This is a genomic window from Amycolatopsis antarctica, assembly GCF_002262875.1.
GTDB lineage: Bacteria > Actinomycetota > Actinomycetes > Mycobacteriales > Pseudonocardiaceae > Amycolatopsis > Amycolatopsis antarctica.
The window spans coordinates 99149-114915 of the sequence record NZ_NKYE01000003.1 but is presented as its reverse complement, the minus strand read 5'-3'; the positions used below and the strand labels follow the sequence as shown (position 1 = coordinate 114915).

The following is a 15767-nucleotide window of genomic DNA, read 5'->3' as shown; positions in this document are numbered from 1 at the left end:
CCGGGAACCCGTCAGCGTGGACAGGGCGAACCGGCCGGTTCGCGGGTGTGCGGGTGCCCGTCGTCTCGTACAGTTGTGCAGCCTCGTTACCGACGAGTAATTTCGTCCCGCGAGCCCGCCCGACCCTGGAGGTAGTACGTGGCCCCGTCGACACAGCTCAGTGAGATCCAGCAGGCCATCCTGGCCGGCGAGCGGGCGTCGCTCGGTTCGCTGGAAGTACCCGAGGCCTACCGGGGCGTCACCGTGCGGGCCGAGGAGGTCGGCATGTTCGAGGGAATGGCCAGCCGCGACAAGGATCCCCGCAGCTCGCTGCACCTGGACGAGGTGCCCACCCCCGAACTCGGCCCCGGCGAGGCGCTGGTGGCCGTGATGGCCAGTGCGATCAACTACAACACGGTGTGGACGTCGATCTTCGAGCCGATACCCACGTTCAAGTTCCTCGAGCGCTACGGCAGGCTCTCGCCGTTGTCGAAGCGGCACGACCTGCCGTACCACGTGGTGGGCTCCGACCTGTCCGGCGTCGTGCTGCGGACCGGTGCCGGGGTGCACACCTGGAAGCCGGGCGACGAGGTCGTGGCGCACTGCCTCAATGTCGAGCTGGAGAGCCCGGACGGGCACAACGACACGATGCTCGACACCGAGCAGCGGATCTGGGGCTTCGAGACGAACTTCGGCGGGCTGGCCGAGGTGGCGCTGGTCAAGGCCAACCAGCTCATGCCGAAGCCGGGTCACCTCACCTGGGAGGAGGCCGCCTCCCCCGGCCTGGTCAACTCCACCGCCTATCGGCAACTCGTCTCGCGCAACGGTGCCGACATGAAGCAGGGCGACGTGGTGCTGATCTGGGGCGCCTCCGGCGGGCTCGGCTCGTACGCCACGCAGTACGCGATCAACGGCGGGGCGATCCCGGTGTGCGTCGTGTCCAGCCCGGAGAAGGCGGAGGTCTGCCGCCGGATGGGCGCCGAGCTGGTGATCGACCGCAACGCCGAGGGGTACCGGTTCTGGAAGGACGAACACGAGCAGGATCCCAAGGAGTGGCAGCGGTTCGGGTCCAGGATCCGGGAACTGACCGGCGGCGAGGACCCGGACATCGTGTTCGAGCACCCGGGTCGCGAGACCTTCGGCGCGTCGGTCTTCGCTGCGCGCAAGGGCGGCACGATCGTCACCTGCGCGTCGACCTCCGGCTACCTGCACCAGTTCGACAATCGCTACCTGTGGATGAACCTCAAGCGCATCATCGGGTCCCACTTCGCCAACTACCGGGAGTCCTGGGAGGCCAACCGGCTGATCGCGAAGGGCCACGTGCACCCGACACTGTCCAGGGCCTATCCGCTGGAGGAGACCGGCCAGGCCGCACTGGACGTGCACCGCAACGCGCACCAGGGCAAGGTCGGCGTGCTCTGCCTCGCCCCGGAGGAAGGTCTCGGCGTACGCGACACCGAGTTCCGCGAACGGCACCTGGACGGCATCAATCGCTTTCGCGGCGTCTGAGGGCCGAACAGGGAAAACCATGTCCGGGTTGCGCCACGGCACGGGGCGCACGCCCGGCGAGAGCCACGGGACGGCTACGGTAGGACCATGAGTCTTGGCGAAGAACGGGAGCTCGTACCACTGGGAGCCGGCTTCGACTCGATGAAGCGCGGCTACGACCGGGCCCAGGTCGACGAGCATCTCGAGCGGCTGGACGCCGACCTGCGCATGCTGACGTCCGACCGGGACGCGGCCATCTCCCAGGCCGGCGACCTCGCGCGGCAACTGGAGATCTCCCGCAGCGAGATCGACGACCTGCAGAAACAGGTCGATCGGCTGGCCCAGCCGCCGACCACCCTGGAGGGCCTTTCCGAGCGCCTGCAGCGGATGCTCCGGCTCGCCCAGGATGAGGCGGCCGACACGCGCGCCCGTGCCGAGGCCGAGGCAGGCCACATCCGCGCGACGGCCGAGTCCGACGCCAGCGCCATGCGGGCCCGCTACGAGCAGCTCCTCGGCGAGCTGGCCGAGCGGCGCAAGGAGATGGAAGCCGAGCACCGCGGCGTCCTGGAGACCGCGCGCGCCGAGGCCACCGAGATCACCGGTACCGCGACCGAGGAGCGCGATCGCCTGGACGCCGAGTCCGAGCAGCGGCGCACCCAGGTCGAGGAGGACTTCGAGATCGCGATGGCGACGCGGCGCACCGAAGCGATGCGTGTGCTCGCCGAGCAGGAGGCCACCAGCAAGGCGGAGGCGGAACGCAGGCTGCGCGAGGCCACCGACGAGGCGACGGCCATCCGTACGGCGGTCGCCGAGGAGGAGGCGACCTGCAAGGCGGACGTCGAACGTCGCCGCCGTGAGTCCGTGGAGGACGCGAACCGGCGCAAGCAGGGCTCCATCAGCGAGGCCAACGCCCGGCTGGCGGAGGCGTCCGACGAGGCGCACCGCCGCGTCCGGGAGGCGACCGAGGAAGCCAACCGCCGGATCGGCGACGCCACGGAACGGGTCGAGACCCTGCAGGCACTGCGCGCGCAGATCGCCGACCAGGTGCGCGCTGCCCGCACGATGCTGACGCAGGCCGACGCGGCGCTCGGCACCGTCGGCGGTGCCACGGCGGTGACGGACGACTCGCCGACCCACCAGTTCCGGCCCACGCGGGGCGGCACGCCCGCTCCGGCCCCCTCGCCGACGCCCTCGCCGCGCAAGCCGGGCTCGGAGGAGTCAGGGAAACAGCAGCACGCCACTGCCGGATCCTCGGGCAGCCAGTCCGGACGTTCCGAGCAAAAACCAACTCACGAGTAGGTAACGGGGCTCCGGAGGTTCGCGCCGATGCTCGGGCGGCTATTGTCGCTCCTGCACACGCCGACGACTCACCCCTGCTGGAGGCTCTCCGATGGCCGGTTACAAGACCGTCGTGGTTGGCACCGACGGTTCGGATTCGTCCTTCGCGGCGGTCGACCGAGCGGCCGCCGTCGCCGCGGACGCGAACGCCCAGCTCGTGATCACCTGCGCCTACTATCCCGCCGACAGGCACGAGGTGGAGAAAGCTCAGGAGGCGCTGCGCGAGGAGGCGTACCAGGTCGTGGGATCGGCTCCGGCGGAGGACACCCTGCAGTCCGCGCGGGACCGGGCGGCCCGGCAGGGCGCCGCGAAGATCGACACGGTCGCCGTCGTCGGTGAACCCGTCGCTTCGCTGCGCAAGACCGTCGAGGAGCGTTCGGCGGACCTGCTGGTGGTCGGCAACCGGGGCCTGAACACCATCGCCGGCCGCATCCTCGGCTCGGTGCCCGCCGAGGTGGCCCGCAAGTCGGGTGTCGACGTACTGATCGTGCACACCACGTAGGCCGTGGCCGACGAGCGCGACGCCGAAGTCCCTGCCGAGGTCCCTGCCGAGGCGCTCGCCGGGCTGTCACCCGGTGAGCTGCAACGACGGATCGAGCGCGCCCTGCTCGGCGGCAGGCGCAAGTACACCCGCGCCGAGGTGGCCGACCGCGCCGGGGTGCCGAGCGAACGTTCGGCGCGGCTGTGGCGTGCGCTCGGCTTCGCCACCGTCGCCGACGACGAGGTGGTGTTCACCGACGCCGACGTCGAGGCGATGCGGGTCACCGACCGGCTGGTCCGGTCCGGGCTGGTCGAGGACACGGTGGAGTCCTCGGTGGCACGCGCACTCGGCCAGCACTTGTCCCGGCTCGCCGAGTGGCAGATCGACCTGCTCAGGACGTTGATCGTGGAGAATCCCGGTCTCGCCAGCAGCGAACGCCGGATCGCCAGGCTGGTGGAGGAGCTGCTGCCCGAGCTCGAAGCGGTACAGACCTTCGTCTGGCGCAGGCATCTCGCGGCGTTCGCCGGCCGGGCCTTCGCCGACGGCGACAGCGACACGGATGCGCGGGTGCGGGTGGCCGGCTTCGTCGACATGGTCGGCTTCACCCGACTGACCCGGCGGATCGACGACGCTGAGCTGCGCGCCGTGCTGGAACGTTTCGAGGGCATGGCGGGCGAGGTGATCGCCGAGCAGCACGGGCGTGTGGTGAAGATGATCGGTGACGAGGTGCTGTTCGTCGCCGACTCGGCGGCCGGGGCGGCGGAGATCGCGCTGACGCTCAGCGAACGCGCGGACGCCGACGAGGGCCTGCCCGCCGTCCGGGCCGGGCTGGCGTCGGGGCCCATCCTGTCCCGGTTCGGCGACGTCTACGGCTCGGTCGTGAACCTCGCCAGCAGGCTCACCTCGATCGCCCGGCCCGGCACCATCCTGGTCGACCGGGCGCTGGCCGCCGAGCTCGCGGAGCACCTCGACTATCGCCTGCGACTACGCCGTCCCGTTTCCGTGCGCGGCTACAACCGGCTCCGTCCCTCGGCACTGCGCCGTGCGGGCGATCGCCCCGGCGGCTTCCTCGCGGGTTCGCAGGAACTCGCGGCCGGGGTGCTGGGACGTACCCCGCACGGGAGGGCCCCGGGGCCACCGCTCGACGGCGAGCCGGGCGAGCACACCCCGGACGGCCGCGGCAGACCTGGCGGTGTGCGATCCCGCCGCCGGCGGCGCCGCTGACCCCGCGGTGGGATCAGCGCCCTTCGGGGAGCACTGCGTACTGGCGGACGTAGAGGTCGGTGTAGGTGACCGGACCCCGCGGACCGGGGACCTTGTCGAGGTTGATGCCCGTCTCCGGCACGCCGAGCATCGTGAAGCCGTCGAGCAACCGGGTCGGGGCGTTCCAGAAGACACCGGTTCCCTGGTAGCCGTCGAAGAACGCCTCGGCGGCGGACGCGTCCTCGGTGGCGATACCCGCCGCGAGCCCGGAGGTCCGCTCGTTGGCGATCTCGACGGCCTCGGCGAGGGAACCGACCCGGGCGACGGTCACCGTGGCCTCGCTGTCGGAGTCCAGCGCCCATTCGTAGCCGATCGGATGCTCGTGCGGCGGGAGCGAGGCCACGACGCCGCGCTCCGCGAGCGCATCGGCGATCGACGGCCACACCTGGTCGTGCACGGCCGAGGAGATCAACAGCAGGTTGAGCCGGTTGCACACGCCCAGCCGGTCGAGGCTGCGGGAGACCAGTTCGCGCACCGTCGCCGGGTCGGCGGCGTCGTCGACGTAGAGGACCCCGCCACCGTCGGCGTGGGCGAGGGTGCGGACGCCGTGGGCGGCGGCCTCGGTGGCCAGCGCCCTGGTGCTCTCCCCGCTGCCGCGCAGGATGACCAGCGGTACCAGGCCCGGCAGCCGGACGAGCTCCGCAGCGGCAGCTCGCTCGGCCCGCGGCACGAGCTGGATCACGGCCGGATCGATGCCCGCCTCCACCAGCGCGGGCGTCACCACGACCTCCAGCAGCCGCTGCGCCGAGCCCAGCGCGGCGGAACCGGTGCGCAGCACACCGCCGTTGCGGGACTTGACGAGCTGGGATGCGATGTCGACGGTGACGTTCGGCCGGGCCTCGTAGTTGGCGCCGATGACGCCGACCGGGCGCCTGCGCTCGACCAGCCGCAGCCCACCGTCCAGAGTGGACACCGGCAGGGAGCGCTCCTGGTGCGGGCAGCCGGCCAGCAGCCGGAGCTGTTCCGCCATCCCGGTCAGCCGCTGCTCGGTGATGGTCAGCCGGTCGAGCAGGCCCGCGCTCATGCCCTCGGCCCGCGCCGCGGCCACGTCGGCCGCGTTCGCTTCGAGCACCGCGTCCCGCTCGCTGCGCAGTCGTCCGGCCATGGCCAGCAGGGCCGCGTCGACGGCCTCCGGGGCCGCCGCGGCCAGGGACGGCGCCGCGGTCTTCGCCGCACGCGCACACTGCTCGACAGCCTTCGACACCTCGTCGGTCACCGCGGATCCTTTCGACAGCCCCAGGAACGGACTTCTCCCGTGCCGGTCCGCACGTCCACCGGGTGGCGGCCGGAACACCAGGCAAGTGTGCCGCACGCGCGGCGGGTGCCTCGGCGCCGGTCAGGCGAACACCGGCTCCACCAGCAGCATCCCGCCGAGAAGCAGACATCCCACCGCGAGCACACCGAGGACGAGCATCCACAACGCCGCCGGCACCCCGGTCAGCCGGGAGAGTTGGTCGGCGTCGGAGTCGCGGGCCGCTCCGCGCCTGCGCTTGCCCTGCAGTTCGAAGACCGGCCGGACGCCACCGAGGAGCAGGAACCAGGTCATCAGGTACACGAAAGCCGCCTGGACGCCCGGCGGCGCCAGCCAGGCCACCACGGCGAGCACCGCGGCCGAGACGACCACCGTGAAGACGCCGTACACGTTGCGCACCATCACCAGCACGCCCAGCAGCAACCCGGCGGCCAGCACCAGCAGCAGGGGCGTGCGGTCGGCCGCGATCAGCCCGGCGAAGGCCAGCCCGAGCAACGCGGGCGCGGGGTAACCGGCCAGCGCCGTCAGCGCCATGCCCGGACCGGTCGGGCGGCCGCGGGAGACGGTAACGCCGGAGGTGTCGGAGTGCAGGCGGATGCCCTGCAGGCGGCGGCCGACCAGTACCGCGATCAGAGCGTGCCCGGCCTCGTGGACGATCGTGACCACGTTGCGTGCCCAGCGCCACGGCGATCCCGACAGCACCAGTAGCAGCGCCAGCCCTCCGGTGACGAGTGGCACGGCGCCCGCCGGATCGGGTTGCGCGTTGACGAGCTGATCGAGGCCGTTCACTCGTCCAGCTCACCACAACCGGCCCGCCGCCGGACCGGCCCCCTCCGCCGTGACGGCACGGGCGCGCCTCCGGCCGGGTACCTCGCCGCGCCCCGGAAGCCTGCCGAGTGCTCATGTGCTCCCCCTCCTCGTCGCTCGGGCGACCGTGCCGGGCTCTCGCCGGCCGCCGGCCGCACCTGCGCGGAATCCGCCCGTTTCCTTTCCCCGCAACGAAAGTAGAACGGCGGCGCGAGCTGGCGCCAGCGCAACCGGCACGAGTGGACCGCTCGTACCGAACCGAGCGGCGAACGGCGGGCCGCGGACGACGAACGGCGCCCCCTCCGTCCACGCGGCCCCGCTGCGAGCGCACTGTTGGGTGGCGCGGCGGCCGAGGCCCCGCACGGACGGATGCGCCGGCGGTGCGCGGCGGCCAGACTGGCGGTACCGGAGACGGAAGCCGTCACGCGGAGCCGGGAGCGGAGCCGGAACGCGGCCCGCCGGCAGCACTCCGGGGAAGGAGCGCAACCATGCCCGGTCCCTCCGCGGCCGACCAGCGTCTGCTCGGGCTTCTCGCCGAACCACCGGCCACGCCGAGAACCGCCGCCGGCTACCTCGACCTGCTCGGCGACTCGCCCGCCGGACCGTCCACCGGTATCACCCAGCGGCTCATGGGCGTCGGCGCCGTGGCCGCGGTCTACGAACACTGGTGGCGGCCCGCGCTGGGGCGGGTGGCCAAGGGCGCCGGAGGCCCGAGCATGGACGAGGAGGTCGCGCTCGCCATGGAACTGCTGTGCCCCAATCAGGGCGACACCGTGCTGGACGTGGCCTGCGGCACCGGCCGGTTCACCAGGGCCTTCGCCTGGCACGTCGGGCCGGAGGGCCTGTCGGTGGGGCTGGACGGCTCCCGGCCGATGCTGGACCGTGCCGTGGCGGCGGACGGCCCGGACACGGCGGTGTACCTCCGGGGCGACGCGGTGACCCTGCCGCTGCGCGAATCCAGTGTGGACGCCGTGTGCTGTTTCGCGGCGCTGCACATGTTCGCCGATCCGCACGCCGCGCTCGACTCGTTCGCCGCCACGCTGCGCCCCGGTGGCCGGATCGCGCTGCTCACCACGGCGCGCCGTTCCTGGGAGCCCGCGCGGACCGTCGACACGCTCGGCGGGATCGCCTCCGGGCAGCGCATGTTCGAACGCGGTGAGATCGCCGCCGAACTACGGGCCAGGGGCTTCACCGAGCTCGACCAGACCTACGCGGGCGTCACCCAGATCGTCGGTGCCACGCTGCGCTGATCAGTCCAGTCCGGACTCCCGGAGGGTGATGTTGAGCCGCCCGGCGACGAGGCCGAGTGCCGGATCGGCGGTGCCCGGCCGGGTGCGGGGCACGCCGTGGAAGGCGAGACGCGAAGGGCCGCCGAAAACGAATAGGTCACCGGACTCCAGTTCGACGTCGGTCCACGGGCGGCCACGGTTCTCGGTGTTGCCGAACCGGAACACGCAGGCGTCGCCGATGCTGAGCGAGACCACCGGAGCCGTGCTCAGCTCCTCGCGGTCCTGGTGCAGACCCATCCGCGCGGTGTGGTCGTAGTAGTTGACCAGCGCCACGTCCGGCCGGTAGTCCGGCGCGTCGCCGAGGTAGGCGTCCGCGAGCGCCCTCCTGCCGAGATCGCCCAGCCATTCCGGGAACGGGGTGACCGGGGAGCCGTCCCCGTCGTCGATCGTGCGCGAGTACCGGTACGGGTACCAGTGCCAGCCCAGGCACATCGAGCGCACCGACATCACGCCGCCGTTCGGCAGCCGGGCCGCGCGCAGCGCACCCGCCCAGCCCCGGCACGCCCGGACGAGTTCGCGTTGCGCGTCGAGGTCCAGCCAGTCCGGCAGGTGCACGGCACCGGGGGCCAGTTCCCGCCGGACGCGGGGAATCAGCGCGTCCGTCACGCCGCCGTCTCCTCCTGGCGCGACTCTCAGCCAAATCGAGGGCTTGCCCTCAGCCTGCTCTCACGATGCGCGCCGAACCTGGGTTCATGGACACCGACCAGTATCGCGGCCACGGCCCCTGGAACGCAGCACACCCGCAGAACACCGCCGACCCGGAATCCGGGCATCCACTGTTCGCCCCGGCACCCGGCGGGCAGCGGGAGCGACCGCGCGGACCCCGGCGTCTCGCCGCCGTCGTCTCCGCCACCGCGGTGGCCGCGGCGCTGGTGGGCGGCGGGGCGGGCGCCGTCGTCGTCGGGCTCGGCAGCGGCACGGACGGTGGGCCCGGCACCTCGGCCACCGCCACCGGAACGCCGGTGTCCACCGGGGCCGCCGATGTCAGCGCCGTGGCCGGGCAGGTGCTGCCGAGCGTGGTCCAGGTCAACGTGCGTACGGCGCGCGGCGAGTCGATCGGCTCCGGCGTGATCCTGAGCGAGGACGGACGGATCCTCACCAACGCCCACGTCGTCGACGGGGCGTCCGGGCAGGTCACCGTCACCCTGTCGGACGGCCGGAAGGTGCGGGCCGACGTCCTCGGTGCGGACGCCACGGCCGACATCGCCGTGCTCCAGGCGACCGGCGCGAGCGGGCTGACGCCGGCGGTACTCGGCGACTCCTCGGCCGTTCGTGCCGGGCAGGAGGTCGTCGCGATCGGCTCCCCCGGTGGCCTGCGGAACACGGTCACCTCGGGCATCGTCAGCGCCGTCGGCAGGCAGCTATCCGAGGTCGGCGAGCGGGCCGAATCGCAGGCGCGCGGCGGCGGGTCCGCGGAGCAGGCGCCCGGCTACACCGCGATCCAGACCGACGCCTCGATCAACCAGGGCAACTCGGGCGGGCCGCTGGTGAACTCGGCGGGCGAGGTGATCGGCATCAACTCGTCCATCTACTCCCCGTCGGCGGGCAGCGGCGGTGCCGCGGGCAGCGTCGGAATCGGCTTCGCCATCCCGATCAACGACGCGAAGACGATCATGGCGAAACTGACGGATCGCTGACACGGCAAGGGTTTCGCCGTGCCGGATCGCCGGCCCGCCCTGGCTACCGGCGCCGGTTGCCGAACAGGCCGCGGGTGACCTCCCTGCCGAGCGCACTCGCGGCCGAGCGGGCGAAGGACTTGAGCGCGGGGTTGCTCATCGCCTTCGACAGGAAGCCGGGCTCCTCGGCGTCGGACTCCGGCTGCCGCTCCGGTGCGTCCGGCGTGGCCGCCTCGGTCTCGCCGGCGGACGCCGGGGCGGACACCCGGTCCGCGAGCTTCTCGTACGCCGACTCGCGGTCCACCGTCTCCGAGTACTTGCCGTGCAGATCCGAGGTGGCCGAGGAGGCGGTGATCGCCTCGGCGCCGATGGATCCCATCTTCGACCTGGGCGCGCGCAGCCGGGTCCACGCCACCGGGGTCGGGGCACCCCGTTCGGACAGGACGGTCACGATCGCCTCGCCGGTGCCCAGTGAGGTGAGCGCCTCGTCCAGTGCGTAGTGCTTCGTCGTCGGATACGTCTTCACGGTCTTCGCCAGGGCCTTCTGGTCCTCGGGAGTGAAGGCGCGCAGCGCGTGCTGCACCCGGGCGCCGAGCTGGGAGAGCACCGCGTTCGGGATGTCGGTCGGCAACTGGGTGCAGAAGAACACGCCGACCCCCTTGGAACGGATCAGCTTCACCGTCTGCTCGATGCTGTCCAGGAACGCCTTCGAGGCGTCGTTGAACAGCAGGTGCGCCTCGTCGAAGAAGAACACCAGCTTCGGCCGGTCGAGGTCGCCCTCCTCCGGCAGTTCCTCGAACAGCTCGGCCAGCAGCCACATGAGGAAAGTGGAGAACAGCGCCGGTTTCGTCTGCAGGTTGTCCAGTTCCAGCAGGCTCACCACGCCCTTGGCGTCGGTCCGCCGCATCAGGTCCGCGACATCGAGCTCCGGCTCGCCGAAGAAGTCGTCGCCGCCCTGAGCCTCCAGATTGGACAGTGCGCGCAGGATGACCCCGGCGGTGGCTGCCGAGACCCCGCCGATGCCCTTCAGGTCCTCCTTGCCCTCGTCACTTGTCAGGTGCGTGATCACCGCCCGCAGGTCCTTGGTGTCCAGCAGAGCCAGCCCGCGCTGGTCGGCCCAGTGGAAGATCAGTCCGAGCGTCGACTCCTGGGTCTCGTTCAGTCCCAGCACCTTCGACAGCAGGATCGGCCCAAAGCTGGTGATGCTCGCCCTGATCGGTACGCCCTTCCCGCCGGTGCCGAGGGAGAGGAACTGCACCGGGAACGCCTCCGGAGCCCAGTCGCCACCGGTCTCCGCGGCACGCGCGGTGAGCTTGTCCCCGCCGGTGCCCTGCTCGGCCAGTCCGGACAGGTCACCCTTGACGTCGGCCAGTACGACGGGCACGCCGCTGGCGGAGAGCTGCTCGGCGATCAACTGGAGGGTCTTCGTCTTGCCGGTGCCGGTCGCGCCGGCCACCAGCCCGTGCCGGTTCAGCGTCGCCAGCGGCAGCCGCACGGCCGCCGAGGCGTCGGCCTGCCCGTCGATCACCACCGAACCGAGTTCGATCGCGCCACCGTCACTCGCGTAACCGGCGGCGATCTCCTGGGCCGGGCTGGAGGACTGCTGGTCGGCCATTGAACGCTCCCGCTCATCGAAAGGCTTCGTAGGGCATGCACGATTCAGGGCATTAGAACCCATCGGCGAGCGATTCGCAGGTGACCCGGCTCCTGTCGCCCGGTTCGGTTAGGGTTTGCCGGGTGACTGACCGCCTTGTCTGGATCGACTGCGAGATGACCGGACTCGACCTCGGCAAAGACGCCCTGATCGAGATCGCTGCCCTGGTGACCGATTCCGAGCTCAACGTTCTGGGTGACGGCCTCGACGTGGTCATCCACGCCGATGACGACGCTCTCGCCGGCATGCCGGACATCGTGCGCGACATGCACGCCAGGTCCGGGCTCACCGAGGAGGTCCGTGCCTCCGCGGTCACCCTCGCCGAGGCCGAGCAGCGCGTGTTGGACTACATCCGCGAGTACGTGCCGGAACCCGGGACCGCTCCGCTCGCCGGGAACTCGATCGGCACCGACCGCGGGTTCATCGCCCGGGACATGCCCGCGCTCGACGGGCACCTGCACTACCGGATGGTCGACGTGTCCTCGGTGAAGGAACTCGTCCGCCGCTGGTATCCGCGCGTCTACTACGCCAAGCCGGAGAAGGGGCTCGCACACCGGGCGCTGGCCGACATCACCGAGTCCATCGGCGAACTCGCGTACTACCGCAGGACCGCCTTCGTCGCCCATCCCGGCCCGAGCACCGACACCGCACGGGCCGCGGCCGCCGAAATCGCAGGTGAACGCACGGAGTAACCCCCGGAAACACCCGCCGGGCCCGCACGATACGATGTCTGCGCGCAGGTCGCCGGGACGCTTTTGAGTCCCTACGCGAGAGCGCCGTGGTGGCTGTAGCTCAGTTGGTAGAGCACCTGGTTGTGGTCCCGGAGGTCGCGGGTTCGAGCCCCGTCAGTCACCCCACGAAACCCCTCGTGGCCGAACGTCACACGTTCGACCACGAGGGGTTTTCTGTTGCGCGACAAGCTAAACAAGCCCGCGCGGCGATCCACCTGCCGAAAACGCACGCGGGCCCCGCGAGTTGCTCGCGGGGCCGGGGTGCGTTTCGGGGCGGGTCGGCAGTAGGCGGTCAGTTCTTCTCGCCGCCTGCCTTCCAGTCGTCCCAGCTCATCTGCCAGACGCTCCAGCCGTCGGTGGGCTCGAGCTCCTGGCCTCCGCTGTTCTGCACCGTGATGATGTCGCCCTTCTTGGACATGTCCATCAGCCACTGCGCGTTCTCGGTCGAGAGGTTGATACAGCCGTGGCTGACGTTGCGCTTGCCCTGCGAGCCCACCGACCACGGCGCCGAGTGATAGAAGATGCCGCTGTTCGACATGCGCACCGCGTACTTGACGAAGGTCTCGTAACCGCCGGGGGAATCGGCCGGGACACCGTAGGTGCCCGAGTCCATCGTGTAGCCGTTGTGCTCGCTCATCACCGTGTACGACCCGTTCGGGGTGGTGCTCGACTTCTTGCCCATCGAGATCGGCATGGTGCGGGCTTCCTGGTCGTTCACCGAGACCTTCATCTGGAAGTTGCCACCGTCGGCGATCGCCACCAGCTTGTCGCCGACCGTCGCCGAGGCGGCGCGGTCCTCCTTGCCGAACGTCCCGTTGCCGAGGTTCTTGCCGTAGATCGCCGCGTTCACCGAGAGCTTGGTGCCTGCCTGCCAGTAGTCCTTCGGACGCCAGGTCACGGCCTCGTCGGAGAACCAGTGGAAAGCGCCTTCCTGAGCGGGCTCGCTCACCACCTTCAAGGCGCGTTCCGCCGCGCCCTTGTCGGTGATCTTGCTGCCGAAGGTGAACACCAGCGGCATGCCGACGCCGACGGTCTCGCCGTCGGTCAGGTTCATCGAGACGGTGGTCTGCCGGGCGGGCTTGGCGGTGGTGAAGGTGGACGTGGTGGAAGCGGGCTTGCCGTCGGTGCCCGTGGCCGCGGCCGTCACCGTGTACGACTTGCCGTACCCGAGCGGCTCCGCGGACTGCCAGCCCGAGCCGTCCGGACTCGGCTGGCCCGCGACGACCTTGCCCTCCTCGTTGGTGAGAGTCACCTCGGTGATCTTGCCGTCGGTCGCGGCCACCGTCACCGGCTCGCCGGGCGCGACCTCGGCGGTGCCCTCGGCCGGGGTCACCGCGAGCGAGACGGGTTTCGGGGGTGCCGTAGAGGTCGCGGGCGGCGGCTGCCCGTCACCGGCCTGCTCGTCGGCAGGTGCCGCGGTGCAGCCCGCGAGCACCAGTCCCGCGGCGGCCAGCACCAGCGACCACCGCGTCCCCAGGCGCGAGCCCGCGCCACCCCGACTGCTCATCGACGACCGTCCGTTCCCTGTCGAGTTTGCCCTTGTTCCGTCTGTAGTGTGCCCGACCGCATAAACTTCGTGTGCAGGTAGTGTCAAGTCGTGTCCTTGGCGGAACAGGGGGCTCCCGGCAAGGCCCGAAAACGCCCTGTGCTACGGTTTCCGCCGTCGCCAAGGAGTTCCGGCGACGTGAGAACAAGCATGTGACAGACACCAGCGCCGTTAGCTCAATTGGCAGAGCAGCTGGCTCTTAACCAGCGGGTTCGGGGTTCGAGTCCCTGACGGCGCACCCACAGAACGCAGGTCATCGTTGATGGCCTGCGTTCTTTTTTGTGCACGCCCTCGCGCCCACCGCGCATTGCTCCGCTTGGCGCTACCTCGCCCGTACCGACTCTGGTTGGCTTCGATCGTCCAGTGGGAAAATGTGACACCTGTCGGAGGATCCGTGACCAAGCACCGCGCACGAGGCTGGAGCCGTCCCGCCATCGCGGCCGTCACCGCGGCCGCTGCCGCGCTCATCCCGCTGGGCACCGCCGCGCCGGCCCTCGCCGAGCCGCCCACCCCGGCCGCCGTTCAGGAGATCGCCGCCTCCCCCGGCGATGGCACCGCCGCGGGTGCGGTCGAGTGGTTCACCTCGAAGAGTGGCTCCACCGCCTACGAGGGCCTGTGCGAGAAGGCAGTGGAGAACGCCTACGGCACGACGGGCATCTGGCCCTCGGCGATCGCCCACTGGGAGGGTGCGATCAAGGCGGGCAAGGCGCACAAGGGAAGCACCAACGCACCCAAGGGCGCGTTCGTCTACTGGAACACCAGCCAGTACGGCCACGTGGGCATCTCGGACGGCAAGGGTGGCTTCTACTCCTCCAGCGTCGGCGGGGCGATCGGCCACGGCGGCAGCCTCTCCTACTTCGGCAACTACCTCGGCTGGAGCGAGGGACAGGTTCCGGCCTGATCCAGTCAGCCCGGCCCCGGCGGCCCCATGGGCGCAAGCCCTTGCCGCCGGGCGGTCCGCGACTCCTCCCCGGGCGGCGTGGAGCACCGCCGCCCGGGGAGGTCAGGCCGTCTCGGCGCGCACGGTCGCCAGTGCCAGCACGGCCCGCAGCACGTCGGCGTAGCGGGTGTACAGCGGGGCCAGGCCGAATCGCAGGACGTCCGGCGGGCGGAAGTCCCCGATGACGCCGCGCTCGGTCAGCGTGCGCATCGTCGCCTCCGCGTCCGGCCAGGCGATCGAGATCTGGTTGCCGCGAGCGTGATCGCGGGGCGAGATCACGCCGGTTCCCGGCAGCAGTTCGTCCAGGCAGTGCAGGAAGAAGTCGCCCAGCGCCAAGCCCTTCGCCCGCACCTCGGCGAGGTCGACCCCCTCCCACACGTCCAGTGCGGCGTCCAGCGCCAGCAGCGACAGGATGTCCGGGGTGCCGCTGCGGGCACGGTCCATCCCGGGGCCGGCCTCGTAGGACTCCGCCATGGCGAACGGGTCGCGGTGCCCGCCCCAGCCGGCCAGTGGCTGGTCGAACACTTCCTGCAGACGCCGCGCCACGTAGACGAACGAAGGCGAACCGGGGCCACCGTTGAGGAACTTGTAGGTACAGCCGACCGCGATGTCCACATCGGACTGGTCCAGGTCCGGGGGCACCGCCCCGGCTCCGTGGCACAGATCCCATACGACGAGCGCACCCGCCTCGTGCAGGCCCGCGGTCACGGCGGGCAGGTCGGCAAGTGCGCCCGTCCGGTAGTCGACGTGGTTGACCAGTGCCACGGCGGTGCGCGGGCAAGCGGCGCCTGCCATCTCCGGCATCGGCACCCTGCGCACCCGGGTCCCGGTCAGCCGGGCGACGCTGTCGGCGATGTAGCCGTCGGTCGGGAAAGTGCCCGCGTCGAGCAGGATCTCCTCGCGCCCCGGGTTGATCCGCGTCGCGGCGACCAGTGCCTTGAACAGGTTGACGCTGGTGGAGTCGCACACCACCGTCTGACCGGGTGCCGCCCCGAGCAGCGGCGCGATCCGCTCCCCCACCCGCACCGGGGCGTCCCACCAGCCGTCGGACCACGAGCGGATCAGCCGGCCGGCCCACTGCTCGCGGACGACCTCGGCCAGCCGGGGGGCGACCGACAGCGGTGGGGCGCCCAGTGAATTCCCGTCCAGATAGGCGACTTCGGGGTCGAGATCGAACTCGTCCCGCTTGCCCGCGAGCCGGTCGCGCCCGTCCAGTTCCCTGGCTTGTTCGCTGAGGTCTGCGGCGAGATCGCGCACCACGGAATCCATGAGCGGAACGCTACCAACGCGCGGCGCGGACGATCACCGCTCGGACTCGGTTCGGGCTCGACCCGGCACAAGCGGAAACGTTACGTTTGTCACAGCGAAGGACTACGTGTACGA

General features: G+C 71.2%; 14 protein-coding genes and 2 tRNA genes. 10 read left to right on the top strand and 6 right to left on the bottom strand.

Annotated features, from left to right (window positions below; translation table 11 throughout):
• The first annotated feature begins 138 nt into the window (after positions 1 to 138).
• From ccrA to CFN78_RS06355, 4 genes are all read left to right on the top strand, one after another.
• Positions 139 to 1488: a crotonyl-CoA carboxylase/reductase gene (gene ccrA / locus CFN78_RS06370; protein WP_094861669.1), complete on the top strand. Its 1350-nt coding sequence runs from the start codon at positions 139 to 141 to the stop codon at positions 1486 to 1488.
• 87 nt (positions 1489 to 1575) lie between these two features.
• The gene (locus CFN78_RS06365) at positions 1576 to 2766 is read left to right on the top strand and encodes a coiled-coil domain-containing protein (RefSeq protein ID WP_094861668.1); all 1191 of its coding nucleotides are present in this window, start codon (positions 1576 to 1578) and stop codon (positions 2764 to 2766) included.
• Positions 2767 to 2857: 91 nt separating this feature from the next.
• Positions 2858 to 3307 (top strand): universal stress protein, encoded by a 450-nt coding sequence (locus CFN78_RS06360; RefSeq protein WP_094861667.1) that lies wholly within the window; start codon positions 2858 to 2860, stop codon positions 3305 to 3307.
• Positions 3308 to 3370: 63 nt separating this feature from the next.
• Positions 3371 to 4510 carry an adenylate/guanylate cyclase domain-containing protein gene (locus CFN78_RS06355; RefSeq protein WP_165777480.1) on the top strand — a complete coding sequence of 380 codons (1140 nt, stop codon included), beginning with the start codon at positions 3371 to 3373 and terminating at the stop codon, positions 4508 to 4510.
• Positions 4511 to 4523: 13 nt separating this feature from the next.
• Here the strand turns inward: CFN78_RS06355 and CFN78_RS06350 are convergent, their stop codons facing one another.
• Together CFN78_RS06350 and CFN78_RS06345 are read right to left on the bottom strand one after the other, a co-directional pair.
• Positions 4524 to 5765 carry an aldehyde dehydrogenase family protein gene (locus CFN78_RS06350; protein WP_094861666.1) on the bottom strand — a complete coding sequence of 414 codons (1242 nt, stop codon included), beginning with the start codon at positions 5763 to 5765 and terminating at the stop codon, positions 4524 to 4526.
• Positions 5766 to 5885: 120 nt separating this feature from the next.
• A complete protein-coding gene (locus tag CFN78_RS06345) occupies positions 5886 to 6590 on the bottom strand; it encodes a M50 family metallopeptidase (protein WP_094861665.1) in 705 nt (234 codons plus the stop codon).
• A 506-nt stretch (positions 6591 to 7096) separates the two neighbouring features.
• Here CFN78_RS06345 and CFN78_RS06340 point away from each other — a divergent pair.
• Positions 7097 to 7858: a class I SAM-dependent methyltransferase gene (locus CFN78_RS06340; protein ID WP_094861664.1), complete on the top strand. Its 762-nt coding sequence runs from the start codon at positions 7097 to 7099 to the stop codon at positions 7856 to 7858.
• Here the strand turns inward: CFN78_RS06340 and CFN78_RS06335 are convergent, their stop codons facing one another.
• On the bottom strand, positions 7859 to 8503 hold the full coding sequence (locus CFN78_RS06335; protein ID WP_094861663.1) for an alpha-ketoglutarate-dependent dioxygenase AlkB family protein: 645 nt from the start codon (positions 8501 to 8503) through the stop codon (positions 7859 to 7861).
• A gap of 86 nt (positions 8504 to 8589) precedes the next feature.
• Here CFN78_RS06335 and CFN78_RS06330 point away from each other — a divergent pair, with 86 nt between their 5' ends.
• A complete protein-coding gene (locus CFN78_RS06330; protein WP_094861662.1) occupies positions 8590 to 9534 on the top strand; it encodes a S1C family serine protease in 945 nt (314 codons plus the stop codon).
• Positions 9535 to 9577: 43 nt separating this feature from the next.
• Here the strand turns inward: CFN78_RS06330 and CFN78_RS06325 are convergent, their stop codons facing one another.
• Positions 9578 to 11128 (bottom strand): helicase HerA-like domain-containing protein, encoded by a 1551-nt coding sequence (locus CFN78_RS06325; RefSeq protein WP_094861661.1) that lies wholly within the window; start codon positions 11126 to 11128, stop codon positions 9578 to 9580.
• A gap of 122 nt (positions 11129 to 11250) precedes the next feature.
• Between CFN78_RS06325 and orn the strand changes: the two genes are divergently transcribed.
• A complete protein-coding gene (gene orn / locus CFN78_RS06320; protein ID WP_094861660.1) occupies positions 11251 to 11859 on the top strand; it encodes an oligoribonuclease in 609 nt (202 codons plus the stop codon).
• A gap of 89 nt (positions 11860 to 11948) precedes the next feature.
• A tRNA-His gene (locus CFN78_RS06315) sits at positions 11949 to 12024 on the top strand.
• A 166-nt stretch (positions 12025 to 12190) separates the two neighbouring features.
• Here the strand turns inward: CFN78_RS06315 and CFN78_RS06310 are convergent.
• The gene (locus tag CFN78_RS06310) at positions 12191 to 13405 is read right to left on the bottom strand and encodes a L,D-transpeptidase (RefSeq protein WP_094861659.1); all 1215 of its coding nucleotides are present in this window, start codon (positions 13403 to 13405) and stop codon (positions 12191 to 12193) included.
• 204 nt (positions 13406 to 13609) lie between these two features.
• On the opposite strand from CFN78_RS06310, the gene CFN78_RS06305 reads away from it, so the two are divergent.
• Both CFN78_RS06305 and CFN78_RS06300 read left to right on the top strand, forming a co-directional pair.
• Positions 13610 to 13682: transfer RNA gene (locus CFN78_RS06305), tRNA-Lys, on the top strand.
• 156 nt (positions 13683 to 13838) lie between these two features.
• Positions 13839 to 14345, top strand: a complete 507-nt coding sequence (locus CFN78_RS06300; RefSeq protein WP_094861658.1) for a CHAP domain-containing protein — start codon at positions 13839 to 13841, stop codon at positions 14343 to 14345.
• Between the two features lie 102 nt (positions 14346 to 14447).
• Here CFN78_RS06300 and kynU read toward each other — a convergent pair whose 3' ends face one another.
• Entirely contained in the window at positions 14448 to 15653 is a 1206-nt protein-coding gene (gene kynU, locus CFN78_RS06295; RefSeq protein WP_094861657.1) for a kynureninase, read from the bottom strand.
• Positions 15654 to 15767 lie beyond the last annotated feature (114 nt).

Excerpts from the sequence above, each read along its gene's own strand:
- CFN78_RS06340 (WP_094861664.1), top strand. The coding sequence starts at position 7,097 with ATGCCCGGTCCCTCCGCGGCCGACCAGCGTCTGCTCGGGCTTCTCGCC.
- CFN78_RS06310 (WP_094861659.1), bottom strand. The coding sequence starts at position 13,405 with ATGAGCAGTCGGGGTGGCGCGGGCTCGCGCCTGGGGACGCGGTGGTCG.
- CFN78_RS06330 (WP_094861662.1), top strand. The coding sequence starts at position 8,590 with ATGGACACCGACCAGTATCGCGGCCACGGCCCCTGGAACGCAGCACAC.
- CFN78_RS06325 (WP_094861661.1), bottom strand. The coding sequence starts at position 11,128 with ATGGCCGACCAGCAGTCCTCCAGCCCGGCCCAGGAGATCGCCGCCGGT.
- kynU (WP_094861657.1), bottom strand. The coding sequence starts at position 15,653 with ATGGATTCCGTGGTGCGCGATCTCGCCGCAGACCTCAGCGAACAAGCC.
- CFN78_RS06360 (WP_094861667.1), top strand. The coding sequence starts at position 2,858 with ATGGCCGGTTACAAGACCGTCGTGGTTGGCACCGACGGTTCGGATTCG.
- CFN78_RS06365 (WP_094861668.1), top strand. The coding sequence starts at position 1,576 with ATGAGTCTTGGCGAAGAACGGGAGCTCGTACCACTGGGAGCCGGCTTC.